Raw genomic sequence first — 25,851 nt, 5'->3', positions numbered from 1 at the left:
CAAGGCGAAGGCGGCATTGGCCCACAAGCTGACGCCGATCGTCTGCGTCGGCGAGACGCTGGCCGAGCGCGAGGCCGGGCAGACCGATGCGGTGGTCAAGCGCCAGTTGTCGGCGGTGATCCACACGCTCGCGCACTGCATCTCGCAGGTCGTCGTGGCCTACGAGCCGGTGTGGGCGATCGGCACCGGCAAGACGGCGTCGCCCGAGCAGGCGCAGGCGGTGCATGCGCTGCTGCGCGCGCAGTTGCACGCGGCGACGCAGAAATCCGATGAGATGTTGTTGTTGTACGGCGGGAGTGTGAAAGCCGACAACGCCGCCAGCCTGTTTGCCCAAGTCGACATCGACGGCGGGCTGATCGGCGGGGCGTCCCTGAAGGCCGCGGATTTCGCGGCCATATGCAAAGCCGCGGCCTGACCCGCGGACCCTGATTTTTCTGGAGCAAGAACAATGCAAGTGCTGTTGAATTTCGTCGTCGTCATCCAGATGCTGGCAGCCCTGGTCATGATCGGCCTGGTGCTGGTGCAGCACGGCAAGGGGGCCGACATGGGCGCCTCGTTCGGCAGCGGCTCGTCGGGCAGCCTGTTCGGCGCGACCGGCAGCGCGAACTTCCTGTCGCGCTCGACGGCGGTGTGCGCGGCGGTCTTCTTCGTCTGCACGCTGACGCTCGCGTACTTCTCGCACGAGCGCGCGAGCCTGGCGCCGGCGTCGGGCTCGACCATCCTGGATCGTGCGCCCGGCATCGCTGCAAGCGCTCCTGCCGGTGGTGCGTCGGGCGCTGCCGCGATCCCGGCCGATGCCGCTTCGGCCGTGCTCGCTCCCGCGGCGCCGGTGCAGGCTGCTTCGGGTGCCGGTGCGATCCCGACCAAGTGATCCGCCGTGTAAAGACCTGCCCGGGTACCCGACTGTCGTGCTGCACTGCGGTGCACAGCGCGTAAACCCGAGGTCTTTGAGGTTAGAATTTACGGCTGTTCGGTAAGCCAGTCCTCATGCCAACCGAACAGCAATTTTTGAGTGCAGCCGTCGTGGTGAAATTGGTAGACACGCTATCTTGAGGGGGTAGTGGCGAAAGCTGTGCGAGTTCGAGTCTCGCCGACGGCACCAGATCTTTGAACGAGGCACTTACCCAGTGCCTTGTTTGTTTCAAGACCGCTCAAACCACACCATGAACCTCGCTCCCTACCTGCCCGTCATCCTGTTCATCCTGGTCGGCGTAGGGGTAGGCGTAGCGCCTCAGGTGCTCGGTTTCCTGCTGGGTCCGCACAAGCCGGACTCCGCGAAGAATTCCCCCTACGAATGCGGCTTCGAGGCCTTCGAGGACGCGCGCATGAAGTTCGACGTGCGCTACTACCTCGTCGCGATCCTCTTCATCCTGTTCGACCTGGAAATCGCGTTTCTCTTCCCGTGGGCGGTGTCGCTCAAGGAGATCGGCCCCGCGGGCTTCTGGTCGATGATGGTTTTCCTCGGCATCCTCGTCGTCGGCTTCGCCTACGAATGGAAAAAAGGCGCCCTGGACTGGGAGTAATCAGATGAGCATTGATGGCGTTCTGAAAGAAGGCTTCGTCACGACCAGCGTCGACACGCTGATCAACTGGTCGAAGACCGGATCCCTGTGGCCGATGACCTTCGGCCTCGCGTGTTGCGCGGTCGAGATGATGCATGCGGGTGCGGCCCGCTACGACATCGACCGCTTCGGCATGCTGTTCCGCCCCAGCCCGCGCCAGAGCGACCTGATGATCGTCGCCGGCACGCTGTGCAACAAGATGGCGCCGGCGCTGCGCAAGGTCTACGACCAGATGGCCGAGCCGCGCTGGGTGCTGTCGATGGGCTCGTGCGCCAACGGCGGCGGCTACTACCACTACAGCTACTCGGTGGTGCGCGGCTGCGACCGCATCGTGCCGGTCGACGTCTACGTGCCCGGCTGCCCGCCGACGGCCGAGGCGCTGCTGTACGGCGTGCTGCAGCTGCAGACCAAGATCCGCCGCGAAAACACCATCGCCCGCTGAAAGCCTGCATGAGCAAACTCGATACCCTGCAGGCTGCGCTCGAAGCGGCCTTTGCCGGCAAGATCAAGCGCCTGGTGCGCGACCGCGGTGAACTCACGCTGACCGTCACCGCCGAGCACTACGCCGCGGTGGCGCTCGCGCTGCGCGACGACCCCACGCTGCGCTTCGAGCAGCTGGTCGACCTGTGCGGCCTCGACTATTCGTCGTACAAGGACCAGCCGAACGAAGGCCTGCGCTACTGCGTGGCCTCGCACCTGCTGTCGATCACGCACAACTGGCGGCTGCGCCTGAAGGTGTTCGCACCCGATGACGACCTGCCGATGGTGGCGTCGGTCAACGAGATCTGGAACTCGGCCAACTGGTTCGAGCGCGAGGCCTTCGACCTGTACGGCATCCTGTTCGACGGCCACGTCGACCTGCGCCGCATCCTGACCGACTACGGCTTCATCGGCCACCCGTTCCGCAAGGATTTCCCGACCTCCGGGCACGTCGAGATGCGCTACGACCCCGAGCAGAAGCGGGTGATCTACCAGCCGGTGACGATCGAGCCGCGCGAGATCACGCCGCGCATCATTCGCGAAGACAACTACGGTGGCCTGCATTAGAGGCTCGCGCCTCGAGGCAACGACATGGCAGAGATCAAGAACTACACGCTGAACTTCGGCCCGCAGCACCCGGCCGCGCACGGTGTGCTGCGCCTCGTGCTGGAGCTCGACGGCGAGGTCATCCAGCGCGCCGATCCGCACATCGGCCTGCTGCACCGCGCGACCGAGAAGCTCGCCGAAAGCAAGACCTACATCCAGTCGCTGCCCTACATGGACCGCCTCGACTACGTGTCGATGATGGCCAACGAGCATGCGTACTGCCTGGCCATCGAGCGCCTGATGGGCGTCGACGTGCCGCTGCGCGCGCAGTACATCCGCGTGATGTTCTCCGAGCTGACCCGCATCCTGAACCACCTGCTGTGGCTGGGTGCGCACGGGCTCGACTGCGGCGCGATGAACATCCTCATCTACTGCTTCCGCGAGCGCGAGGACATCTTCGACATGTACGAGGCGGTGTCGGGTGCGCGCATGCACGCGGCCTACTTCCGCCCGGGCGGCGTCTACCGCGACCTGCCCGACACGATGCCGCAGTACAAGGCCTCGAAGGTCCGCAATGCCAAGGCCATCGCACGGCTGAACCAGAACCGCCAGGGCTCGCTGCTCGACTTCATCGAGGATTTCAGCAAGCGCTTCCCGAAGAACGTCGACGACTACGAGACGCTGCTCACCGACAACCGCATCTGGAAGCAGCGCACCGTCGGCATCGGCGTCGTGAGCCCCGAGCGTGCGCTGAACCTGGGCTTCAGCGGCGCGATGCTGCGCGGCTCGGGCATCGCCTGGGACCTGCGCAAGAAGCAGCCCTACGACGTCTACGACAAGATGGACTTCGACGTGCCGGTCGGCGTCAACGGCGACACCTACGACCGCTACCTGGTGCGCGTCGAGGAGATGCGCCAGGCCAACCGCATCGTGCAGCAGTGCGTGGACTGGCTGCGCGCAGACTCGGCGAAAGGCGCCGGCCCGGTGATCACCGCGAACCACAAGGTCGCGCCGCCCGGGCGCGTGGACATGAAGTCCAGCATGGAAGAGCTGATCCACCACTTCAAGCTCTTCACCGAAGGCTTCCACGTGCCCGAGGGCGAGGCCTACGCGGCGGTGGAGCACCCGAAGGGCGAGTTCGGCATCTACATCGTCAGTGACGGCGCGAACAAGCCGTACCGCCTGAAGATCCGCGCCCCCGGCTTCGCGCACCTGGCCGCGCTCGACGAGATGGCCCGCGGCCACATGATCGCCGACGCCGTTGCCGTGATCGGCACCATGGACATCGTGTTTGGAGAGATCGACCGATGATTTCGGAATCGACCCGCGTCCGCTTCGACCGCGAAGTGGCCAAGTACCCCGCCGACCAGAAGCAGTCCGCCGTGATGGCCTGCCTGGCCATCGTGCAGCAGGAGCAGGGCTTCGTCTCGGCCGACAGCGAGAAGCTGATCGCCGAGTACCTCGGCATGCCGCCGATCGCGGTGCACGAGGTGACGACCTTCTACAACATGTACAACCAGCAGCCGCGGGGCAAGTTCAAGCTCAACGTCTGCACCAACCTGCCGTGCCAGCTGCGCAGCGGCCAGACCGCGCTCGAGCACCTGTGCGGCCGGCTCGGCGTCGAAGAGGGCGGCACCACCGCCGACGGCCTCTTCACCGTGCAGAAGAGCGAATGCCTGGGCGCCTGCGCCGATGCGCCGGTGATGCTGGTCAACGACCGCCAGATGTGCAGCTTCATGAGCGAACAGCGCCTCGACGAGCTCGTCGACACGCTGCGCGCCGCGAAATGACGGGAAACGGGAACCGAACCATGTCGCAATCCCTGTTGGACCTCTCGAAGTTCCAGTCCACCGGCGCCGAGACCTGCTTTCACGGCCGCCACATCGGCGCGCAGATCTATGCCGACCTGAACGGCAGCAACTGGTCGCTGAAGGACTACGTCGCGCGCGGCGGCTACCAGGCGCTGCGCAAGATCCTGACCGGTGAGTTTCAAGGCGCCACCGGCGAGCCGATGACGCCCGAGCAGGTCATCGCCGAAGTGAAGACCTCCGGCCTGCGCGGCCGCGGCGGCGCAGGCTTCCCGACCGGCCTGAAGTGGAGCTTCATGCCGCGCCAGTTCCCGGGGCAGAAGTACCTCGTCTGCAATTCCGACGAAGGCGAGCCGGGCACCTGCAAGGACCGCGACATCCTGATGTTCAACCCGCACATCGTCATCGAAGGCATGGCGATCGCGGCGTTCGCGATGGGCATCAGCGTCGGCTACAACTACATCCACGGCGAGATCTTCGAGGTCTATGACCGCTTCGAAGCCGCCCTGGAAGAAGCCCGTGCGGCCGGATTCCTCGGCGACAGGATCCTCGGTTCGAACTTCAGCTTCCAGCTGCACGGCGCGCACGGTTTCGGCGCCTACATCTGCGGCGAAGAGACCGCGCTGCTCGAATCGCTCGAAGGCAAGAAGGGCCAGCCGCGCTTCAAGCCGCCGTTCCCGGCCAGCTACGGCCTGTACGGCAAGCCGACCACGATCAACAACACCGAGACCTTCGCCGCGGTGCCGTGGATCATCCGCAACGGCGGCCAGCCCTACCTCGAGATCGGCAAGCCGAACAACGGCGGCACCAAGATCTTCTCGGTGGTCGGCGACGTCGAGCGCCCCGGCAACTTCGAGGTGCCGCTGGGCACGCCGTTCTCGAAGCTGCTCGAGCTCGCCGGTGGCGTGCGCAAGGGCCGCACGCTGAAGGCGGTGATCCCCGGCGGTTCGTCGGCGCCGGTGCTGCCGGCCTCGATCATGATGGACACGACGATGGACTACGACGCCATCGCGAAGGCCGGCTCGATGCTCGGCTCGGGCGCCGTCATCGTGATGGACGATTCCCGCTGCATGGTCAAGAGCCTGCTGCGCCTGTCGTACTTCTACATGCACGAGAGCTGCGGCCAGTGCACGCCGTGCCGCGAAGGCACCGGCTGGCTGTTCCGCATGGTCGACCGCATCGAGCACGGGCAGGGCCGCATGGAAGACATCGAGCTGCTGAACTCGGTGGCCGACAACATCCAGGGCCGCACCATCTGCGCGCTCGGCGACGCCGCCGCGATGCCGGTGCGCGCGATGATCAAGCACTTCCGTGATGAGTTCATCCATCACATCGAGCACAAGACCTGCGCGGTCGCGGTCCACGCCTGAGACCCGTCCCGGGGCAACACGACATGATTGAAATCGAACTCGACGGCCAGAAGGTCCAGGTCACCGAAGGCAGCATGGTGATGCATGCGGCCGACAAGGCGGGCACCTACATCCCGCACTTCTGCTATCACAAGAAGCTGTCCATCGCGGCCAACTGCCGCATGTGCCTGGTCGACGTCGAGAAGGCACCGAAGCCGATGCCCGCCTGCGCCACGCCGGTGACGCAGGGCATGATCGTGCGCACCAAGAGCGACAAGGCGCTGAAGGCCCAGCAGGGCGTGATGGAGTTCCTGCTGATCAACCACCCGCTCGATTGCCCGATCTGCGACCAGGGCGGCGAGTGCCAGCTGCAGGACCTGGCCGTCGGCTACGGTGGGTCGTCGTCGCGCTACACCGAAGAGAAGCGCGTCGTCTTCCACAAGGATGTCGGCCCGCTGATCTCGATGGAAGAGATGAGCCGCTGCATCCACTGCACGCGCTGCGTGCGCTTCGGCCAGGAAGTGTCGGGCGTGATGGAGCTCGGCATGATCCACCGCGGCGAGCACTCCGAGATCACCACCGTCGCCGGCGATACCATCGACAGCGAGCTGTCGGGCAACATGATCGACATCTGCCCGGTCGGCGCGCTGACCAGCAAGCCGTTCCGCTACAGCGCCCGCACCTGGGAGCTGTCGCGCCGCAAGAGCGTGAGCCCGCACGACGGCACCGGCGCCAACCTGATCGTCCAGGTCAAGAACAACAAGGTGATGCGCGTCGTGCCGCTCGAGAACGACGACGTCAACGAATGCTGGCTGGCCGATCGCGACCGCTTCTCGTACGAAGCCGTCAACAGCGACCAGCGCCTGACCGCGCCGATGATCAAGCAGGGCGGCGAGTGGAAGACCGTCGACTGGACCACCGCGCTCGAGTACGTGGCCAAGGGCCTGTCGCAGATCAAGGCCGACCACGGTGCGAAGAGCATCGGCGCGGTCGGCTCGGCGCACGCCACCGTCGAAGAGTTGCACCTGCTCGCGAAGCTGGTGCGCGGCCTGGGCAGCGAGAACATCGACTTMCGCACCCGGCATGCCGATTTCCGCCCGACCGAAGGCGTCCAGTGGCTGGGCACGACCGTCGCGTCGCTGTCGACGCTGCAGCGCGTGCTGGTCGTCGGCTCGTTCCTGCGCAAGGATCACCCGCTGTTCGCGCAGCGCATCCGCCAGGCCGCCCGCAAGGGCGCCAAGGTGCACAGCCTGAACGCGCTGGCCGATGACTGGCTGATGCCGATGGCGAGCCAGCAGGCGGTGGCGCCGAGCGGCTGGGTGGCGGCGCTGGCCGGCATCGCGGCTGCCGTGGGCGCGGCCAAGGGCGTCGCGGCACCGGTGCAAGTGACTGCTGACGACGCGGCGAATGCCGTGGCCGCCTCGCTGCTGAGCGGCGAGCGCAAGGCCGTGCTGCTGGGCAATGCCGCCGCGCAACACCCGCAGGCCGCCGAGCTGCTGTCGCTCGCGAACTGGATCGGCGCGCAGACCGGCGCGAGCGTCGGCTATCTCACAGAGGCCGCCAACACCGTCGGTGCGCAGCTCGTCAACGCGCTGCCGGGCAACGGCGGGCTGAACGCCGGCGAGATGCTCGGCGGTTCGCTGCGCGCCTGCCTGCTGCTGAACGTCGAGCCCGAGTTCGACGTCGCCAACCCGCTGGCCGCGAAGACCGCGCTGCAGTCCGCCGACATGGTGGTGGCGCTGACCTCGTTCAAGGATGCCGCGCTCGACGTGGCCGATGTGCTGCTGCCGATCGCGCCGTTCACCGAGACCTCGGGCACCTTCGTCAATGCCGAAGGCCGCGTGCAGGGCTTCCACGGCGTCGTGAAGCCGCTCGGCGACACCCGCCCCGCGTGGAAGGTGCTGCGCGTGCTGGGCAACGTGCTGGGCCTGAAGGGCTTCGACCAGGAAACTTCCGACGAGGTGCGGGCCGAGGCGCTGGGCGACGTGAGCACGATCGCCGCGAGGCTGACGAATGTTGGCGTGCAGGCGAGTTCGCAGCCGGTCAAGCTGTCGGCCCCGGCCGGTGGCCTGGAGCGCATCGCCGACGTGCCGATCTACGCGGCCGACAGCCTGGTGCGCCGCGCCACGTCGCTGCAGCTGACGGCAGACGCCCGCCCGCCGGTCGCGTCGCTGGGCAGTGCGCAGTGGTCGCAGCTCGGCCTGAAGGAGGGCGACACCGTGCGCGTCTCGCAGGGCGGGGCGGCGATCACGCTGCCGGCGCGCCTGGATGCGAGCCTGGCCGCCAACACCGTCCGCGTTCCCGCCGGCCATGCGCTGACCGCCGCGCTCGGCGCGATGTTCGGCCCGCTGTCGATCGAGAAGGCCTGAGCCCCCCACACCATGATCGATACCTTCAACCTCTACGGCACCCAGTACCTGGGCGCGGCCTGGCCGGTGGTCTGGACGCTGATCAAGATCATCGTCGTGATCCTGCCGCTGCTCGGCTGCGTCGCCTACCTGACGCTGTGGGAGCGCAAGGCCATCGGCTGGACGCAGATCCGCCCGGGCCCGAACCGCGTCGGCCCGTGGGGCCTGCTGACGCCGATCGCCGATGCGGTCAAGCTGATCTTCAAGGAGATCATCCTGCCGACCGCGGCGAACCGCCCGCTGTTCCTGATCGGCCCGGTGCTGACGATCATGCCGGCGCTGGCCGCGTGGGCCGTCATCCCGTTCGGCCCCGACGTGGCGCTCGCCAACATCAACGCCGGCCTGCTGTTCCTGATGGCGATCACCTCGATGGAGGTCTACGGCGTGATCATCGCCGGCTGGGCGTCGAACTCGAAGTACGCCTTCCTCGGCGCGCTGCGCGCCTCGGCGCAGATGGTCAGCTACGAGATCGCGATGGGCTTCGCGCTGGTCGTCGTGCTGATGGTGAGCGGCAGCCTCAACATGACCGACATCGTGCTCGGCCAGGGCAAGGGCTTCGGCGCGAGCCACGGCTTCACGGTCTTCTCGTGGAACTGGCTGCCGCTGCTGCCGATCTTCGTCGTCTATTTCATCTCGGGCCTGGCGGAGACCAACCGCCACCCGTTCGACGTCGTCGAAGGCGAATCGGAGATCGTGGCCGGCCACATGGTCGAGTACTCGGGCATGTCGTTCGCGATGTTCTTCCTCGCCGAATACGCCAACATGATCCTGGTGTCGATCCTGTGCGTGACGATGTTCCTCGGCGGCTGGCTGTCGCCGCTCGACTTCGCGCCGTTCACCTGGATCCCGGGCTGGATCTGGCTGGGTCTCAAGACCTTCGTCGTCGTCACCATGTTCCTGTGGGTGCGCGCCACCTTCCCGCGCTACCGCTATGACCAGATCATGCGACTGGGCTGGAAGATATTCATCCCCGTCACGCTGGTGTGGCTGGTGGTCGTCGGGCTGTGGCTGCAGTCTCCCCTGAGTCTCTGGAAGTAAGGAGAGAAGACCATGTCTGCAGTGGCTTCCATCAAGGATCTGTTCTCGAGCTTCATGCTCACCGAGCTGTTCAAGGGCCTGGCCCTGACCGGCCGGCACTTCCTGTCGCCGCACATCACGGTGCAGTTCCCCGAGGAGAAGACGCCGGCCTCGCCGCGCTTCCGCGGGCTGCACGCGCTGCGCCGCTACGACAACGGCGAAGAGCGCTGCATCGCCTGCAAGCTGTGCGAAGCGGTGTGCCCGGCGATGGCGATCACGATCGAGTCCGAGGTGCGCGACGACGGCTCGCGCCGCACGACGCGCTACGACATCGACCTGACCAAGTGCATCTTCTGCGGCTTCTGCGAAGAGAGCTGCCCGGTCGACTCGATCGTCGAGACACACATCTTCGAATACCACGGCGAGAAGCGCGGCGACCTGTACTTCACGAAGGACATGCTGCTGGCCGTCGGTGACCGTTATGAAGCCGAGATCGCCGCCAACAAGGAGGCAGACGCCCGCTATCGCTGACCGTCCCGCGAGGACGGTCGGCACGGTGCTCGACAAGAATATGGACATTCCGACCGCGCTCTTCTACATCTTCTCGGCCGTGCTGCTGGGAGCTTCGTTCCGCGTCATCACCGCGCGCAGCCCGGTGCATGCCGCGCTGTTCCTGGTGCTCGCGTTCTTCTCGGCCTCCTGCGTCTGGATGCTGCTGCACGCCGAGTTCCTCGCGATCTCGCTGGTGCTCGTCTACGTCGGCGCCGTGATGGTGCTGTTCCTGTTCGTCGTGATGATGCTCGACATCAACGTCGACTCGCTGCGCCAGGGCTTCTGGACGCACTTCCCCGTCGCGGCGCTGGTCGGCGTGATCATCGTGCTGGAAATGGCCGCGGTGCTGATCCCCGGCTTCGACGTGCGCACCGCGCCGGCGGCCGACCCGGTCGCCCTGCAGCTGGGCAACACCAAGCTGCTGGGCATCCAGATCTACACGCACTACCTGTACCCGCTGCAGATCGCGGCCGTGCTGCTGCTGGTCGCGATCGTCGCGGCGATCGCGCTGACGCTGCGCCAGCGCAAGGATTCGAAGGCGATGGATGCGTCGCAACAGGTCCGCGCGAAGAAGGCCGACCGCGTGCGCATCGTCAAGATGGCCGCCGAGGTCGAAGCGCCGCCCGCACCGCCTGCTGCGCCCACCGCTGGAGAGGTCAAGCCATGAACGCATTCGCCCTCGGCCCGGTCACGCTGGGCCACTACCTGACGCTGGGCGCGATCCTGTTCGCGCTGTCGGTGATCGGCATCTTCCTGAATCGCAAGAACCTGATCGTGCTGCTGATGGCCATCGAGCTGATGCTGCTGGCGGTCAACCTGAACTTCGTCGCGTTCTCGCACTTCCTGGGCGACATGGCGGGGCAGGTGTTCGTGTTCTTCATCCTGACCGTCGCGGCCGCCGAATCGGCGATCGGCCTGGCGATCCTGGTCGTGCTGTTCCGCAACCGCGCCACGATCAACGTCGACGAGCTCGACTCCCTGAAGGGCTGAGCACCACATGTCCGCAACACTCTCCCAGAACATGCTGCTCGCGGTGCCGCTGGCGCCGCTGGTCGGCGCCGTGGTCGCCGGGCTCTTCGGCAAGCAGGTGGGCCGCCGCGGCGCGCACACCGTGACCATCCTTGGCGTGCTGATCGCCTTCATCATCTCGGCGATGACGCTGAAGGCGGTGGCCGTCGACGGCGCGCGCTTCAACGCCACCATCTACGAGTGGATGACGCTCGGCTCGCTGAAGATGGAGATCGGCTTCCTGGTCGACGGCCTGACCGCGATGATGATGTGCGTCGTGACCTTCGTGTCGCTGATGGTGCACATCTACACCATCGGCTACATGGAAGAAGACCCGGGCTACCAGCGCTTCTTCTCGTACATCTCGCTGTTCACCTTCTCGATGCTGATGCTCGTGATGAGCAACAACATGCTGCAGCTGTTCTTCGGCTGGGAGGCGGTGGGCCTGGTGTCGTACCTGCTGATCGGCTTCTGGTTCACGCGGCCGACGGCGGTGTTCGCGAACATGAAGGCCTTCCTGGTGAACCGGGTCGGCGACTTCGGCTTCATCCTCGGCATCGGCCTGCTGCTGGCCTTCGGCAACACGCTGAACTACAGCGAGATCTTCGCGAAGGCGCCCGAGCTGGCCAAGGCCGTGTTCCCCGGCACCGAGTGGATGCTGCTGACGGTGGCCTGCATCTGCCTGTTCATCGGTGCGATGGGCAAGAGCGCGCAGGTGCCGCTGCACGTGTGGCTGCCCGACTCGATGGAAGGCCCGACGCCGATCTCCGCGCTGATCCACGCGGCGACGATGGTGACGGCCGGCATCTTCATGGTGGCGCGCATGTCGCCGCTGTTCGAGCTGTCCGACGTGGCGCTCAGCTTCGTGCTGGTGATCGGCGCGATCACCGCGCTGTTCATGGGGTTCCTGGGCATCATCCAGAACGACATCAAGCGCGTCGTCGCGTACTCGACGCTGTCGCAACTCGGCTACATGACGGTGGCGCTGGGCGCCTCGGCCTACTCGGTCGCGGTGTTCCACCTGATGACGCACGCGTTCTTCAAGGCGCTGCTGTTCCTCGGCGCCGGCTCGGTGATCATCGGCATGCACCACGACCAGGACATCCGCAACATGGGCGGCCTGCGCAAGTACATGCCGATCACGTGGATCACGTCGCTGCTGGGCTCGCTCGCGCTGATCGGCACGCCGCTGTTCTCGGGCTTCTACTCGAAGGACAGCATCATCGAGGCGGTGCATGCGAGCCACCTGCCGGGCGCCGGCTTCGCGTATTTCGCGGTGATCGTCGGCGTGTTCGTGACGGCCTTCTATTCGTTCCGGATGTACTTCCTGGTCTTCCACGGCAAGGAGAACTTCCGCCACAAGCCGTTCCCGGGTGAGCATGATCATCACGATGACGAGCACGGGCACGACGAGCACGGCCACCACGAACCGCACGTGCCGCACGAGTCGCCGTGGGTCGTCACCGCGCCGCTGCTGCTGCTGGCGATACCGTCGGTCGTGATCGGCTTCATGACGATCCAGGGCATGCTGTACGGCGGCTTCTTCGAGGACTCGATCTTCGTCAACCCGGAAAAGCATCCGGCGATGGAAGAAATGAAGAACGAGTTCCACGGCGCCGTCGCGATGGCGCTGCACGGGCTCACGTCGCTGCCGTTCTGGCTGGCGCTGGCCGGCGTCGTCACCGCCTACGTGTTCTACATGGTCAAGCCGGCCATCCCGGCGTGGATCAAGTCGAAGTTCGGCTTCGTCTACACCGTGCTCGAGAACCGCTACTTCTTCGACTGGTTCAACGAGAACGTGCTGTCGGCCGGCGCGCGCCTGCTGGGCCGCGGGCTGTGGAAGGGCGGCGACGTCGGCATCATCGACGGCGTGCTGATCAACGGCTCGGCGCGTGCGATCGGTGCGCTGGCCTCGGTGGTGCGCGTCGTGCAGACCGGCTACCTCTACTGGTATGCGCTGGTGATGATCCTCGGCGTGATCCTCCTGATGACCTGGCAGCTGTGGAGCCCGCTGATGAGCGCGGCCGGCAGCCTGTTCGGCAAGTAAAAGCGGCACCGGAGAACAAGAACATGGGTTTGTTGAGCCTTGCCATCTGGCTGCCGATCGTCGCGGGCGTCGTCCTGCTGCTGGTCGGCCGCGACGAGCATGCCGATGCGGTGCGCTGGATCGCGCTGGTCGCCGCGATCGCGAGCTTCGCGGTCACGATTCCGCTGATCACCGGCTTCGATGCCGGCACCGCCGCGATGCAGTTCCAGGAGAACCTGGACTGGATCGAGCGCCTGAACGTGCACTACCACCTGGGGGTCGACGGCATCTCGGTGTGGTTCGTGCTGCTGACCGCCTTCATCACGATCATCGTCGTGATCGCCGCGTGGCAGGTGATCACCGAGCGCGTCAACCAGTACATGGGCGCGTTCCTGATCCTGTCGGGGATCATGGTCGGCGTGTTCAGCGCGCTCGACGGCCTGCTGTTCTACGTGTTCTTCGAGGCCACGCTGATCCCGATGTACATCATCATCGGCGTGTGGGGCGGCCCGCGCCGGGTGTACGCCGCGTTCAAGTTCTTCCTGTACACGCTGGCCGGCTCGCTGCTGATGCTGATCGCGCTGATCTTCCTGTACTTCAAGTCGGGCGGCAGCTTCGAGATCCTCGCGTGGCACAAGCTGCCGCTCAACATGAACACGCAGACGCTGCTGTTCTTCGCGTTCTTCGCGGCCTTCGCGGTCAAGGTGCCGATGTGGCCGGTGCACACCTGGCTGCCCGATGCCCACGTCGAGGCGCCGACCGGCGGCTCGGTGGTGCTGGCGGCCATCATGCTGAAGCTCGGCGCCTACGGCTTCCTGCGCTTCTCGATGCCGATCGCGCCCGACGCGAGCCATGCGTACGACTGGTTCATCATCGCGCTGTCGCTGATCGCCGTGGTCTACATCGGGCTGGTCGCGCTGGTGCAGCAGGACATGAAGAAGCTGGTGGCCTATTCGTCGATCGCCCACATGGGCTTCGCGACGCTCGGCTTCTTCATCTTCAGCGAACTGGGTGTGTCCGGCGCGCTGGTGCAGATGATCTCGCACGGTTTCGTGTCGGGGGCCATGTTCCTGTGCATCGGCGTGCTCTACGACCGCGTGCATTCGCGCGAGATCTCGAGCTACGGCGGCGTCGTCAACACGATGCCGAAGTTCGCCACGTTCGCGGTGCTGTTCGCGATGGCCAACTGCGGCCTGCCGGGCACCGGCGGCTTCGTCGGCGAGTGGATGGTGATCCTCGGTGCCGTGAAGGCCAACTTCTGGCTCGGCGCGCTGGCCGCCACCACGCTGGTGTTCGGCGCGGCCTACACGCTGTGGATGGTCAAGCGGGTCTACTTCGGCCCGGTGGCGAATGAAGACGTGCGTGCGCTCGAAGACATCAACGCCCGCGAATTCCTGATGCTCGCCCTGCTGGCCGTGGCCGTGCTGTGGATGGGCGTGTACCCGAAGCCCTTTACCGACACCATGCACGTCAGCGTCACCGAGCTGCTGAAGCACGTGGCCGTCTCGAAACTGAATTGAAGCGGCGGCAATGATGATCAAAGACATGAACTGGCTGGCCGTCTACCCGGAACTGGTGCTGCTCGTGATGGCCTGCGTGGTCGCGATGGTCGACCTGTGGGTCACCGACCCGAAGCGCACGCCCACCTACTGGCTGACGCAGGCGACGCTCGCCGTCGTCGGTGTCATGCACCTGGCGTACTTCGATGCCGGCTTCACCGTCTACGGCATGCAGCGCATGATGGTCACCGACCCGCTCGGCCACCTGCTGGGCTTCTTCGCGTCGCTGGCGGTGATGGTGACGCTGGTCTATGCCCGCCCGTATGCCGAGAGCCGCGACATGCTGAAGGGCGAGCTGTTCACGCTGTCGCTGTTCTCGATGCTCGGCATCTCGGTGATGCTGGCGGCGAACAACTTCCTGGTGGTCTACCTCGGCCTGGAGCTGATGTCGCTGTCGCTGTACGCGCTGACCGCGATGCGCCGCGACCATGCCCAGTCGACCGAAGCCGCGATGAAGTACTTCGTGCTCGGCGCGCTGGCCAGCGGCTTCCTGCTGTACGGCCTGTCGATGATGTACGGCGCGACCGGCTCGCTCGACATCCCGACGGTCTTCAACGCGATCGCCACCGGCCAGATCAACCCGACCGTGCTGGTGTTCGGCGTGGTGTTCATCGTCGCCGGCCTCGCGTTCAAGCTCGGCGCCGTGCCGTTCCACATGTGGCTGCCCGACGTCTACCACGGTGCGCCGACCGCGGTCACGCTGCTGATCGCCGGTGCGCCGAAGCTCGCGGCCTTCGCGATGACCTTCCGCCTGCTGGTGGAAGGCCTGTCGGGCGTGGCCGGCGACTGGCAGCAGATGATGATGGTGCTGGCGATCGCGTCGATGTTCCTCGGCAACCTCGCCGCCATCGCGCAGAGCAACCTGAAGCGGATGCTCGCGTACTCGACGATCGCGCAGATCGGCTTCGTGCTGCTCGGCTTCACGACCACGGTGATCACCGGCAACACGCTGTCGGCCTCGAACGGCTACAGCTCGGCGCTGTTCTACATGGTCACCTACGTCTTCACGACGCTCGGCACCTTCGGCGTGATCATGCTGCTGTCGCGCCAGGGCTTCGAGTCGGAGAACATCGACGACCTGAAGGGCCTGGGCAAGCGCAACCCGTGGTTCGCCGGCGTGATGGCGATCTTCATGTTCTCGTTGGCCGGCATCCCGCCGACGGTGGGCTTCTACGCCAAGCTCGCGGTGCTGCAGGCGCTGGTCACGACCAACGTGCCGTTCTACATCGGCGTCGCGGTGCTGGCGGTGATGCTGTCGCTGGTGGGCGCGTTCTACTACCTGCGCCTGGTGAAGGTGATGTACTTCGAGGACCCGGTCGACACGCATCCGGTGGTCGCCCCGAACGACGTGCGGGTGGTGTTGTCGCTGAACGGCGCGGCCGTGCTGTTCTTCGGGATCCTGCCCGGTGGCCTGATGGCGCTGTGCTCGCAGGCCATCCTGAAGGCTCTGTCCACCTAGAGGATGACCCACCCCCGAGGCGCTGCGCGCCTCCCCCTCGAGGGGGCGCCCCCAGTGGCCCGGCGGAGCCGGTTCCACGGGGGCCGCTGGATCGTTGCGGAATTGGCGTGCTGTCGGACAGGGCATCTTGCAAACGATCCCTTCCTTCCCGGCGTCTGCTGATAATGCGGGCATGAAAGTGCTCAACCTGTGCTGCGCGCACGACCACCGCTTCGAAGGCTGGTTCGGCTCGGAAGCCGATTTCCAGTCGCAGTTCGACGGCGGGCTGGTCGAATGCCCGCTGTGCGGCGACAAGACCGTCACCCGGCTGCCGAGCGCGCCGCGCCTGAACGTGTCGGGTGCGCGTGAGCCGAAGGCACCTGCGCCGCAGGCCGAGCATCCGGTGCCGGCCACGCCGGAGGCAATGACGATGCAGGCGATGTGGCTGAAGGCGGTGCAGCACGTGATGGCGAACACCGTCGATGTGGGCGAGCGCTTTGCCGAAGAGGCCCGGCGCATCCACTACGGAGAAGCCGAAGAGCGCGCGATCCGTGGCCGCGCGACGCGCGAGGATGCGCAGGCGCTGGCCGAGGAGGGCATCGACGTGATGTCGCTGCCGTTGCCAGCGGCTGCGAAAGGCACGTTGCAGTAGCAGTAGCCGTTGGGCGATCTGCTTGCGCCTTTGCCGAGCCAGCAGCTCGATGCGTGCCGAATACAAGCACGACTTGTAGCCCGGGTGCCAACCCGGGAATCAACCCTCATTTGTTCGCTTGTCACAGTCGACCGCACCGGCCGGCGAGCCACAGCCTCCCCGCACGCGCCTTTTCGCGCGGATGCGGACCCGGATTCCCATCCGGGCTACACGACCCTTCCGGGATTCATCAGGCCGTTCGGATCCAGCGCCTTCTTGATGCTGCGCATCATCCCCAGCGCCACCGGCGACTTGCGCATGGCCAGCTCGTCGCGCTTCAACGCACCGATCCCGTGCTCCGCCGAGATCGACCCGCCACACGCTCCCACCGCGTCGTAGACGATGGTGTTGACCGCCGCCTCGTGCTGCTGCAGGAACTGCTTCGCATCGCCGCCTTCGGGCGCCTGCACGTTGTAGTGCAGGTTGCCGTCGCCCAGGTGGCCGAAGTTGACCAGCCGAACCCCCGGCAACGCGGCGCGCAAGGCCGCATCGGTGGCGGCGACGAAGTCGACGATGCGCGACACCGGCAGCGAGATGTCGTGCTTGATGTTCAGGCCTTCCTCCGACTGCGCCAGCGGGATCGACTCGCGCAGGTGCCACAGGCCGTTCGATTGCTCGATGCTCTCGGCCACCGCGGCATCGGTGATCAGCCCACGCTCCAGCGCGGTTTCCAGCAGGCCCTCGAACAGCGCCCGGGCGTGCGCCTCGCCCTCGGTGTCGGACTGCTCCAGCAGCACCGTCCACGGCGACGGCGGCAAGGGCTGGCGCAGTTGCGGGTAGTGGCGGCGCACCAGCCCGAGTGCGAACTCGCCCATCAGCTCGAACCCGGTGAGCCCTGCGCCCAGCCGCGCCTGCGCGAGCTGCAGCAGCGCGACGGCGGACGGCAGGTCCGGCAGCGCGGCCAGTGCCGTCAGCGTCGCCGCGGGCTGCGGGTAGAGCTTCAGCGTGGCCGCGGTGATGATGCCGAGCGTGCCCTCGCTGCCGATGAAGAGATCGCGCAGGTCGTAGCCGGTGTTGTCCTTGCGCAGGCCGGACAGCCCGTGCCACACCTCGCCCTGCGCGGTGACGACCTCGAGCCCCAGGCACAGCTCGCGCGCATTGCCGTAGCGCAGCACCTGCGTGCCGCCGGCATTGGTCGCGAGGTTGCCGCCGATCGTGCAGCTGCCCTCGGCGGCGAGGCTGAGCGGGAACAGCAGGCCCTCGGCCGCAGCCGCCTCCTGCACCGACTGCAGCACGCAGCCGGCCTCGACCGTCATCGTCAGGTTGGCCGCATCGATGCTGCGCACCCGGTCCATGCGCGACAGCGTCAGCAGCACCTGGGTGCCGCTGTCGTCCGGCACGCCGCCGCCGACCAGCCCGGTGTTGCCGCCCTGCGGCACGAGGGCCGTGTCGTGCCGCGCGCAGACGGCGACCACCTGGGCCACCTCGTCGGTCGAGCCCGGCCGCACGACGGCCAGCGCGCGGCCGCGGTAGCGCTTGCGCCAGTCCTGCTCGTAGCCGGCCAGGTCGCCGTCGGTCAGCACATTGGCCGGGCCGACGATCGCACGCAGCGATTCGAGCAGCAGCGGCTTCATGCGGCCTCCTTCGCGGATCCGGCGGGGGCGGCATGCCCGAGCCGCCAGCGCACATGCAGCCCGCAGGCGGCGAACAGCACCACGCACAGCAGCACCTCGACGAGGCCGAGCACCGCGCCGGCTCCGCGGTCGCTGCCGGCGCGCACCACGCCTTCGATGAAATAGAGCCACACCAGCAGGCTGACCCAGCGGTAGGTGTACATGCGGTGGCGCAGCAGCCCGGCCAGCGCGAAGGCGAGCGGCAGCACCTTCAGGGCGAGCCAGGTGCCGCCCGGCCGCAGCGGCGCGAGCCACAGCTCCCAGGCCACGCCGAGCACGATGAGCCCGGCGACGCTGCCGACCGCGAGCGCGCGGGTCCACAGCACGACAGCAGGAAGGGGGGCGGAGGAGGCGGAAGGAGCAGGGGGCGCAGTCATCGCTGGCTATGATGCCATCGATGAATCTCCCGACACGCGCCGAAGCCCAAGCCCTGACGTTGACATGGCGGCAGCAGTTCTCGCGCGCACTGCAGACGCTGCAGACCTGGCCGTGGCTCGAGACGCTGATCACGCTGCGCCAGCGCTTCCGCGAGGACCGCCTGGGCCTCACCGCCAGCAGCCTGACCTTCACGACGCTGATCTCGCTGGTGCCGCTGGTCACGGTGATGCTGGCGGTGTTCACCGCGTTCCCGATGTTCTCGAGCTTCCAGGATGCGCTGCAGAAGTACTTCCTGCAGAGCCTGGTGCCCGACTCGATCGCCAAGCCGGTGCTGGGCGCGCTGACGCAGTTCGCGAGCAAGGCGAACCGGCTCGGCACCTTCGGCCTGGTGCTGCTGGTGTTCACCGCGCTCGCGCTGATGCTGACGATCGACCGCACGCTGAACGCGATCTGGCGCGTGCCCAAGCCGCGGCCGATCGCACAGCGTGTGCTGGTGTACTGGGCGGCCGTCACGCTCGGGCCGCTGCTGCTGGGCGTGAGCCTGTCGCTCACCTCGTACGCGATCTCGGCCTCGCGCGGCGTGGTCGGCGTGATGCCGGGCGGCGTCAGCTTCCTGCTGAACGTGCTCGAGTTCGCGCTGCTGTCGGCGGCGATGGCGGGCCTGTTCCACTACGTGCCGAACACGCTGGTGCGCTGGCGGCATGCCGCGGCGGGCGGGGTGTTCGTCGCGGCCGGCTTCGAGGTCGCGAAGAAGGGCCTGGGCTGGTACCTGAGCTCGGTGCCGACCTACACCACGCTGTACGGCGCGTTCGCGACGGTGCCGATCCTGCTGATCTGGATCTACCTCGGCTGGGTGATCGTGCTGCTGGGCGCGGTGGTCGCCGCCTATGCGCCGAGCCTGCAGATGCGCGTGATCCGCCGGCCGTCGACGCCGGGCTACCTGTTCCAGCTGGCGGTGGGCATGCTGCGCGAGCTGGCGCAGGCGCGGGCGCTCAGCACGCACGGCATCAGCGCGGCGCAGCTGTCGGAGACGCTGCGCACCGATCCGCTGCAGATCGAGCCGCTGCTCGACACGCTGGTCGCGATCGACTGGGTCGGCCGGCTCGACGAGGAGGGCAACTCGCGCTACGTGCTGCTGTGCGACCCGGCGACCACCTCGGCGCAGCCGCTGATCGCCCAGGTGCTGCTTGACCCGACGCCGACGCTGCGCGGGTTCTGGCACCGGGCGCAGTTCGGCAACATGATGTTGAAGGACGTGATCGCGGCGGATTGAACGCGGGGTGGGTGCATCTGTGTCGGCCGCGGGATGGAACCTCGCGAGTGTGAGCGACCACAGAGCCGTTTCTGGTTTCCTGCGCCTCTCACCAYGCATCGACTGCCCTCCGGCCCTCCGGTCTTCATTCCGAATGTTCCTCAGGCCTCGCGGGACACGGCGCGGAACAGCCATGCGCTCTACAAGGCAAATGCGGCAACCACGCTGGGTGCTTGCGTGGGGCTGCCGGAATTGACGGCGATGCTCGCCCTCAGGGATCGATGGATACCCGAGGATCCGCTTCGCGAATGCGTGCAATGGATGGCTGTTCTCCACCCCGAGCGGCGATGTCTCCTGGCCGAGCTGGAGACGGTTCGTTCCACATTGCTGGAGGCAGCTTCCGTCGACGACCGGGGCGGTCGGGTAGGTGCCATCAAGCGGGCCGCGATGTCGCTGCGCCGGTTGGCTGACCAATGGCGTGCAGCTCCATTCTTCACTGGCCGACAGTCGCTCGAAAAGATCCTCCGCGATATGTCCCACCCACAGCACACGGTGTCTGATGATTGGGGCGAGCTGATCGTTGCGATCAGGCGTTTGAACCTCGCCATCGAGTGGCCCGCTGCTGCGCCGACTGATGGCGTGCATGTCCGAGGTCAACTGCACGCGATCGGTGAAGCGCTCAGATGCGCGACATGGACTCCGCAACTGCAGACCCGGGCATTTTTCAGTTCGTGCGATCGGTTGGGCTCGCTCCCGTTGACGGGATCCGAATGGCTGAGGGCCGGACTGCCCTGGTTTCGTTCCAAGGTCTTCACAGCCGAGACGCCGGAACAACTGGCCGATGCCGTTCAATGGCTGGCCAGCGTCGTGGAGAAGCAGACTTTTCTGGCCGAACTGGCGGCGATCCAATCCGAGCCGTGGCGCGCGGTCACCGCCGGCAATCGTGGCGATGGCCGAGACATCGAGTGCGCACTGCGCATGCTTGCAGGGCAGCTGGGGCGCTACCAAGATCTGCTGCGCAGGCTTGCGGAGGCAGGCCTGATCGCGGCTGCATTGCCCGATCCCGCCGATGCCGTTGGGGAACGCAGGATCAGCCTGTTGTTCACCATCCAACGGATGGAGCATGCGGTATCGGATATCGACACCTCGCCCCCTTGCTGCCCGTCCCTCACCTGTCAGCAGGCTGCGGCGGAGATCGCGGCACATGCCGTGTCATTGGAAATGGGCCGCCTGAATCGACGCCAGAAGGCAGACGCTGTCAGGGCACTGTGTTGCACGATGACCCAACTTCCGGTCGCCGTGGGGAAACGCTGGCATTTTCAAGTGCGCTGCGTGATTGCCGAGGTATCGGAAGCTGTCGACGTCATTGGGTTGAAATCGATTCTGCAAAAATTCGCCGCTCAGCTGCGATCAGCCCCGTTGCTCGCATGAATCACACAATTCTTGCCCCGCCGCTTCGCGCAGTACATCGCATCGTCCGCCAGCTGCAGCAGCCGCTGCGGGTTCTGCGCATCGCCGGGCGCGAGCGCATAGCCGATGCTCGCGCTGATGCCGTGCCGGTCGACGGCTGCCACCGCCGACAGCATGTGCAGCGCGAGCGCATGCGCACCGGCGGTGTCGCGCACCGCTGCCAGCACCAGGAACTCGTCGCCACCGAAGCGGCCCACCGCATCCTCGGCCCGCACCGAGGACTGCAGCGCGCGCGCCACCGCCACCAGCAGCTCGTCACCCATCCGGTGCCCCAGCCGGTCGTTCACCGACTTGAAGCCATCGAGGTCGACGAAGAACAGCGCCACCGGCAGCTGCACCGCATCGAGCAGTGCCGCCTCGATGCGGTCCATCATCGTGCGCCGGCTCAGCACGTCGGTCAGCGCGTCGCGCTCGACGCTGCGCTTGAGCTGCTGCTGCGTGATCGTCAGCTCGTGCACGTCGACCGTCACGGTGTAGACGCCGATCACCTCGCCGCAGGCATCGAAGTCGGGCACGTAGCTGGTGCGCATCCAGCGCTGCCCCAGGCTGACCAGGTCGACCATGCGCGCGTACTGCACCGTGTGCCCGGCCAGCGCCTGCACGAAGTACGGCTCGTGCTCGGCCCAGCGCTTGGAGCCGCGCACATCGCCGATCGGCCGGCCGAGCAGCTGCTTCGGCTGCTGGCCGGTCGCCTCGACGTAGGCCTTGTTGACGAAGCGCAGCACGAAATCGCGGTCGACGTAGGTCAGCGGGAACGGGATGTTCTCGGTGAAGCGGTCGAGCCGCTGGCGTGCGGCGACCAGCGCCTCGCGCTCCAGCACGTCCTGGTGGATGTCGATCGCGATCGTGAAGATGCCGTCGACGCGGCCGGCCGGGTCGAGGTGCGGCAGCACCTGGATGCGGGCCCAGCGGCCGGCATGGCAGCCATGCTTCAGCCGCCGCTCATAGTTGACGGTGCGGCCTTGCGCGGCCTGCGCGAACGCCACGCTCGCGCGCTCCCAGGCCTCGTCGCCGTACAGCTCGGCCAGCGTGTGGCCCAGCAGCTCTTCGCGGCCGCGCTGCGCCCAGTTCAGGTAGGGGTCGTTGCAGAACACCAGCCGGTGCTGCAGGTCCCAGCGTCCGATCGGCAGGTCGATCGCATCGATCAGCCGCTCGATGTGCGCGAGCTGCTCGAGGACGGGCAGGTCTTTGGCGTCCATGGCCTTCTGGTGTCGACAGGTGCTAGAACGGGATCCTGCCCACCCAGATGTCCTTGTACATGACCCAGTCGCCCATGAAGCTGTACAGCGGCCGCTTGAACGAGGCCGGCCGGTTCTTCTCGAACACGAAGTGCCCGACCCACGCGAAGCCGTAGCCGCACAGCAGCGCATACACGAAGTAGAGCGGCTGGCCGCGCACGAGACCGGTCACGAGGCACAGCAGCGCCAGGCTCGAGCCGATGAAGTGCAGGCGGCGGCAGGTGCGGTTCGCATGCTCGCCGAGGTAGTACGGGTAGAACGCTGCAAAGGTTTTCAGCGACTTGATGGACGTGGCATCGGGAGGAACGGTACTGCTGTTCATGGGGCTTCCTCCGAAATGAAGGCCTGGATCGCATTCAACACGGCGTCGGGCGCCTCTCCCATCAGGGAATGCCCGGCCGGCAACTGCAGAACCTTCGCATGCAACGCCTGGGCCAGCGCGGCGCTCGCCTTCGGCGGCGTCATCTGGTCGTGCGCGCCGACGATCATCAGGCTGGCGCAACGCACGCGGGCAGCCGCTTCGAGCCCGCCGGCGTAGCGGTTGCACACCTGGAAATCCTGGTGAAACAGGTTGCCGTGCCCCGCGGCGGCGTAGCCGGCCTGCAGGCGGCGCATCAGCGCCCGGTTCGCACCGTGCAGCGAGAAACCCGGCGCCGGCGCCGAAGGCTTGGCGGCGTGGCCGGCGTGCGAGAACGCGTTGACCCTGTCGATCGCCTTCAGCGGCTCGTCCAGCGAGGTCGACAGCAGCGTGTCGGACACCTTCATCGGGTACGCCGGGCCGAGCAGCACCAGCCGGCTCGCGCGCTCGCCGAGCCGGGCGGCGGCTTCGAGCGCGATCAGCGAGCCCATGCTGTGGCCGACCAGGGCGGCACGCTCGATGCCGGCCGCGTCCAGCAGCGCGAGCAGCCAGTCGGCGCAGGCCTCGACGCTCGCCAGTGCCGGCCCGTCGCTGCGGCCGTGGCCGGGCAGGTCGGGCACCAGCACCGCACGGCCGTGGTGCGCGAGCGAGCGGCTCTGCAGCCCCCACACGCTGTGGTCGTGCATCGCACCGTGGATGAACACGACGGCCGGCAGCGACACGTCGAGCACCTTGCCGCCGGTGTAGACGAAGGCCGCACGGCCCTGCACCTCGAACTTCATGCGCCACCCGCCTTCTGCGCGGCCCGCAATGCGCGCGACAGGTCGTCGATCAGGTCGTCGGCATCCTCCAGGCCGATCGACAGCCGGATCGTGCCCTGCGTGATGCCGGCCTGCGCGAGCGCGGCATCGTCCATGCGGAAATGCGTGGTCGTCGCCGGATGGATCACCAGCGAGCGGCAGTCGCCGACGTTGGCCAGGTGCGAGAACACCTTCAGCGCCTCGATGAAGGCACGGCCCTGCGCGCGCTGGCCCTTCAGGTCGAAGCTGAACACCGAGCCGCTGCCGCGCGGCAGCAGGCGTTTCGCGAGTTCGTGATCGGGGTGGGTCGGCAGGTCGGGGTGGCCGACGCGCGCGACCATCGGTTGCGCGGCCAGGAAGGCGACCACCTTGCGCGCGTTCGCGATGTGCCGTTCCATCCGCAGCGACAGCGTCTCGACGCCCTGCAGGATCAGCCACGCGGTGTGCGGGCTCATGCAGGCGCCGAAGTCGCGCAGCCCCTCGCGCCGTGCGCGCAACAGGAAGGCGCCGACGGTGCTCTCCTCGCTGAACACCATGCCGTGGAAGCCGTCGTAGGGGCGCGTCAGCTCGGGGAATCGACCGGAGGCGTCCCAATCGAACTGCCCGCTGTCGACCAGCACGCCGCCGATCACGGTGCCGTGGCCGCTCAGGAACTTGGTGGCCGAGTGGTAGACGAGGTCGGCGCCGTGGTCGAACGGGCGCATCAGCCACGGCGAGGTCAGCGTCGAGTCGACCAGCAGCGGTAGCCCGTGCGCGTGCGCGATCGCGCTGACGGTGGGGATGTCGAGCACGTCCAGCCCGGGGTTGCCGACGGTCTCGCCGAACAGCAGCCGCGTCGTCGGGCGGATCGCGGCGCGCCAGCCATCGATGTCGCCGGGGCGCACGAAGGTGGTTTCAATGCCGAAGCGCGCCAGCGTGTAGTGCAGCAGGTTGTGCGAGCCGCCGTACAGCGCGCTGCTCGCGACGATGTGCGAGCCCGCACCGGCCAGCGTGCAGATCGCCAGGTGCAGGGCAGCCTGCCCGCTGGCGGTCGCGATCGCGCCGGTGCCGCCTTCGAGCGCCGCGACGCGTTCCTCGAGCACCGCGGTGGTCGGATTCGAGATGCGGCTGTAGACGTGTCCCGAGCGCTCCATGTTGAACAGCGCCGCGGCATGGTCGCTGCTCTCGAACACGAAGCTGGTGCTCAGGTGGATCGGCACCGCGCGGGCGCCGGTGGAGGGGTCGGGGCCGGCGCCTGCGTGCAGCGCGAGCGTGTCGAAGCCGGGGTCGGATGGGCCGGGCATGGGATCTCCTGTCGTTCTTCGCGGCCGCCGGAGGCACCTCGTGGGTGCAGCCGGGGATGTTGTTGTGAAGAATTGTGGGCTATATTGGCCCGACACACCCCCAAGGAGAGGACCCATGAAAGTCGCAGACATCCTGCGTGTCAAGGGCGGCACGCTTTTCACTGTTTCGCCCGACCAGCCGCTGGCGCATGCCGTGCGCACGATGGCCGAGCGCGACATCGGGTCGCTGGTGGTGATGGAGCACGGCGACCTCGCCGGCATGCTCACCTTCCGCGAGGTGATCCTGGCCGTGGTCGGCAACGGCGGCACGGTCGGCACGACCATCGTGCGCACCGTGATGGACGATCACCCGCTCACCTGCACGCCCGAGACCGAGATCGACGAGGTGCGCCGCATGATGCTCGAGCGCCACGCCCGCTACATGCCGGTGATGACGCAGCGCACGCTGATGGGCGTGATCTCGTTCTACGACGTCGCGAAGGCGGTGGTCGACAGCCAGGACTTCGAGAACCGGATGCTGAAGGCCTACATCCGCGATTGGCCCGTCGAAGACCAACAACCTATTAATTGACCCACCCCCGAGGCGCTCACGCGCCTCCCCCTCGAGGGGGCGCCGCCAGCGGCCCGGCAAAGCCGGTTCCGCGGCGTCCGCTGGGTTGCCTTCGCTGAACGCTCGGCAATGAAAAAGCCCGCTCGTTGCCAAGCGGGCTTTTGCTTTTCAGCGATGGGATCAGAAGCTGTGGCGGATGCCGGTGGTGAACTCGGTGATGTTGCGGTCCCCTGCCGTCGTCAGGCCGGCCGGCACGGCGCTGGCCCAGCGGTCGGCGTAGCCGTCGCCTTCGTTCTTGAAGCGGGTCACCGCGCTGTACAGCGCCGTGCGCTTCGACAGGTCGTACTGGTAGCCCACGCCGAAGGCCTGCGTCTTGCCTTCGTTCAYGTTCTTGGCCTTGTTCTGCACGTACTGCGCACGCACCGTGTTCGCGCCGAAGCGGTAGTCGCCGCCGACCCAGAAGCC

27 protein-coding genes and 1 tRNA gene are annotated in these 25,851 nt (G+C 66.9%); 21 read left to right on the top strand and 7 right to left on the bottom strand.

Annotated features, from left to right (window positions below; genetic code table 11):
- The 18 genes from AC1DXV_RS13050 to AC1DXV_RS12965 all read left to right on the top strand — a co-directional run.
- On the top strand, window positions 1–415 hold a 415-nt coding region (locus AC1DXV_RS13050; protein ID WP_477933906.1), incomplete at its 5' end, for a triose-phosphate isomerase family protein.
- 33 nt (window positions 416–448) lie between these two features.
- On the top strand, window positions 449–871 hold the full coding sequence (secG, locus tag AC1DXV_RS13045) for a preprotein translocase subunit SecG (protein WP_477933904.1): 423 nt from the start codon (window positions 449–451) through the stop codon (window positions 869–871).
- A 146-nt stretch (window positions 872–1,017) separates the two neighbouring features.
- A tRNA-Leu gene (locus AC1DXV_RS13040) sits at window positions 1,018–1,102 on the top strand.
- 61 nt (window positions 1,103–1,163) lie between these two features.
- Entirely contained in the window at window positions 1,164–1,523 is a 360-nt protein-coding gene (locus tag AC1DXV_RS13035) for an NADH-quinone oxidoreductase subunit A (protein ID WP_477868903.1), read from the top strand.
- Window positions 1,524–1,527: 4 nt separating this feature from the next.
- On the top strand, window positions 1,528–2,004 hold the full coding sequence (locus AC1DXV_RS13030) for a NuoB/complex I 20 kDa subunit family protein (protein ID WP_047502926.1): 477 nt from the start codon (window positions 1,528–1,530) through the stop codon (window positions 2,002–2,004).
- Window positions 2,005–2,012: 8 nt separating this feature from the next.
- Window positions 2,013–2,609, top strand: coding sequence for an NADH-quinone oxidoreductase subunit C (locus AC1DXV_RS13025; protein ID WP_477868901.1), 597 nt, complete (start codon window positions 2,013–2,015; stop codon window positions 2,607–2,609).
- Window positions 2,610–2,633: 24 nt separating this feature from the next.
- A complete protein-coding gene (locus AC1DXV_RS13020; protein ID WP_477868899.1) occupies window positions 2,634–3,899 on the top strand; it encodes an NADH-quinone oxidoreductase subunit D in 1,266 nt (421 codons plus the stop codon).
- Window positions 3,896–4,378: an NADH-quinone oxidoreductase subunit NuoE family protein gene (locus tag AC1DXV_RS13015; RefSeq protein ID WP_477933902.1), complete on the top strand. Its 483-nt coding sequence runs from the start codon at window positions 3,896–3,898 to the stop codon at window positions 4,376–4,378. Before AC1DXV_RS13020 ends, AC1DXV_RS13015 begins: the two co-directional genes overlap by 4 nt.
- A 20-nt stretch (window positions 4,379–4,398) precedes the next feature.
- Complete coding sequence (gene nuoF, locus AC1DXV_RS13010; protein WP_477868895.1) at window positions 4,399–5,766, top strand: NADH-quinone oxidoreductase subunit NuoF; 1,368 nt, start codon at window positions 4,399–4,401, stop codon at window positions 5,764–5,766.
- Window positions 5,767–5,789: 23 nt separating this feature from the next.
- A complete protein-coding gene (gene nuoG / locus AC1DXV_RS13005) occupies window positions 5,790–8,114 on the top strand; it encodes an NADH-quinone oxidoreductase subunit NuoG (RefSeq protein ID WP_477933900.1) in 2,325 nt (774 codons plus the stop codon).
- A 12-nt stretch (window positions 8,115–8,126) separates the two neighbouring features.
- Window positions 8,127–9,191: an NADH-quinone oxidoreductase subunit NuoH gene (nuoH, locus tag AC1DXV_RS13000; RefSeq protein WP_477865558.1), complete on the top strand. Its 1,065-nt coding sequence runs from the start codon at window positions 8,127–8,129 to the stop codon at window positions 9,189–9,191.
- Between the two features lie 12 nt (window positions 9,192–9,203).
- Entirely contained in the window at window positions 9,204–9,701 is a 498-nt protein-coding gene (gene nuoI / locus AC1DXV_RS12995; RefSeq protein ID WP_073467678.1) for an NADH-quinone oxidoreductase subunit NuoI, read from the top strand.
- A 40-nt stretch (window positions 9,702–9,741) separates the two neighbouring features.
- Window positions 9,742–10,389, top strand: coding sequence for an NADH-quinone oxidoreductase subunit J (locus AC1DXV_RS12990; protein WP_477865557.1), 648 nt, complete (start codon window positions 9,742–9,744; stop codon window positions 10,387–10,389).
- Window positions 10,386–10,712 (top strand): NADH-quinone oxidoreductase subunit NuoK, encoded by a 327-nt coding sequence (gene nuoK / locus AC1DXV_RS12985; protein ID WP_047594472.1) that lies wholly within the window; start codon window positions 10,386–10,388, stop codon window positions 10,710–10,712. The genes AC1DXV_RS12990 and nuoK overlap by 4 nt, the downstream gene beginning before the upstream one ends.
- Before the next feature lie 7 nt (window positions 10,713–10,719).
- The gene (nuoL, locus tag AC1DXV_RS12980) at window positions 10,720–12,777 is read left to right on the top strand and encodes an NADH-quinone oxidoreductase subunit L (protein WP_477865556.1); all 2,058 of its coding nucleotides are present in this window, start codon (window positions 10,720–10,722) and stop codon (window positions 12,775–12,777) included.
- A 23-nt stretch (window positions 12,778–12,800) separates the two neighbouring features.
- Window positions 12,801–14,276: an NADH-quinone oxidoreductase subunit M gene (locus AC1DXV_RS12975; RefSeq protein ID WP_047502905.1), complete on the top strand. Its 1,476-nt coding sequence runs from the start codon at window positions 12,801–12,803 to the stop codon at window positions 14,274–14,276.
- A gap of 13 nt (window positions 14,277–14,289) precedes the next feature.
- On the top strand, window positions 14,290–15,774 hold the full coding sequence (gene nuoN / locus AC1DXV_RS12970) for an NADH-quinone oxidoreductase subunit NuoN (RefSeq protein WP_477933908.1): 1,485 nt from the start codon (window positions 14,290–14,292) through the stop codon (window positions 15,772–15,774).
- Window positions 15,775–15,946: 172 nt separating this feature from the next.
- The gene (locus tag AC1DXV_RS12965) at window positions 15,947–16,405 is read left to right on the top strand and encodes a DUF1178 family protein (protein WP_477933898.1); all 459 of its coding nucleotides are present in this window, start codon (window positions 15,947–15,949) and stop codon (window positions 16,403–16,405) included.
- Window positions 16,406–16,611: 206 nt separating this feature from the next.
- Here the strand turns inward: AC1DXV_RS12965 and AC1DXV_RS12960 are convergent, their stop codons facing one another.
- A complete protein-coding gene (locus AC1DXV_RS12960) occupies window positions 16,612–18,018 on the bottom strand; it encodes an FAD-binding oxidoreductase (RefSeq protein WP_477865554.1) in 1,407 nt (468 codons plus the stop codon).
- The gene (locus AC1DXV_RS12955; RefSeq protein ID WP_477933896.1) at window positions 18,015–18,434 is read right to left on the bottom strand and encodes a DUF2069 domain-containing protein; all 420 of its coding nucleotides are present in this window, start codon (window positions 18,432–18,434) and stop codon (window positions 18,015–18,017) included. The genes AC1DXV_RS12960 and AC1DXV_RS12955 overlap by 4 nt, the downstream gene beginning before the upstream one ends.
- 20 nt (window positions 18,435–18,454) lie before the next feature.
- Here AC1DXV_RS12955 and AC1DXV_RS12950 point away from each other — a divergent pair, with 20 nt between their 5' ends.
- Window positions 18,455–19,708 (top strand): YihY family inner membrane protein, encoded by a 1,254-nt coding sequence (locus AC1DXV_RS12950; RefSeq protein WP_477872212.1) that lies wholly within the window; start codon window positions 18,455–18,457, stop codon window positions 19,706–19,708.
- Between the two features lie 216 nt (window positions 19,709–19,924).
- Window positions 19,925–21,118 (top strand): hypothetical protein, encoded by a 1,194-nt coding sequence (locus AC1DXV_RS12945; RefSeq protein ID WP_477933894.1) that lies wholly within the window; start codon window positions 19,925–19,927, stop codon window positions 21,116–21,118.
- Here AC1DXV_RS12945 and AC1DXV_RS12940 read toward each other — a convergent pair.
- The 4 genes from AC1DXV_RS12940 to AC1DXV_RS12925 are packed head-to-tail and all read right to left on the bottom strand — an operon-like array spanning window position 21,088 to window position 24,836.
- The gene (locus AC1DXV_RS12940) at window positions 21,088–22,356 is read right to left on the bottom strand and encodes a diguanylate cyclase domain-containing protein (RefSeq protein WP_477933892.1); all 1,269 of its coding nucleotides are present in this window, start codon (window positions 22,354–22,356) and stop codon (window positions 21,088–21,090) included. The two genes, AC1DXV_RS12945 and AC1DXV_RS12940, sit on opposite strands and share 31 nt — an antisense overlap.
- Window positions 22,357–22,378: 22 nt before the next feature.
- Window positions 22,379–22,717 carry an Mpo1-like protein gene (locus tag AC1DXV_RS12935; protein ID WP_477870754.1) on the bottom strand — a complete coding sequence of 113 codons (339 nt, stop codon included), beginning with the start codon at window positions 22,715–22,717 and terminating at the stop codon, window positions 22,379–22,381.
- The gene (locus AC1DXV_RS12930; protein ID WP_477870756.1) at window positions 22,714–23,535 is read right to left on the bottom strand and encodes an alpha/beta fold hydrolase; all 822 of its coding nucleotides are present in this window, start codon (window positions 23,533–23,535) and stop codon (window positions 22,714–22,716) included. Before AC1DXV_RS12930 ends, AC1DXV_RS12935 begins: the two co-directional genes overlap by 4 nt.
- Window positions 23,532–24,836 carry an O-acetylhomoserine aminocarboxypropyltransferase gene (locus tag AC1DXV_RS12925; protein ID WP_477870758.1) on the bottom strand — a complete coding sequence of 435 codons (1,305 nt, stop codon included), beginning with the start codon at window positions 24,834–24,836 and terminating at the stop codon, window positions 23,532–23,534. The genes AC1DXV_RS12930 and AC1DXV_RS12925 overlap by 4 nt, the downstream gene beginning before the upstream one ends.
- 115 nt (window positions 24,837–24,951) lie before the next feature.
- Here AC1DXV_RS12925 and AC1DXV_RS12920 point away from each other — a divergent pair, with 115 nt between their 5' ends.
- Entirely contained in the window at window positions 24,952–25,407 is a 456-nt protein-coding gene (locus AC1DXV_RS12920; RefSeq protein WP_465114371.1) for a CBS domain-containing protein, read from the top strand.
- Window positions 25,408–25,566: 159 nt separating this feature from the next.
- On the opposite strand, the gene AC1DXV_RS12915 is transcribed toward AC1DXV_RS12920, so the two are convergent.
- Window positions 25,567–25,851, bottom strand: a 285-nt coding sequence (locus AC1DXV_RS12915) for a porin (protein WP_477933889.1), incomplete at its 5' end; no start/stop codon positions are given.

This window comes from Rhizobacter sp. P3_C12, from assembly GCF_056402735.1.
This window is presented reverse-complemented; position numbering and strand designations above follow the sequence as displayed.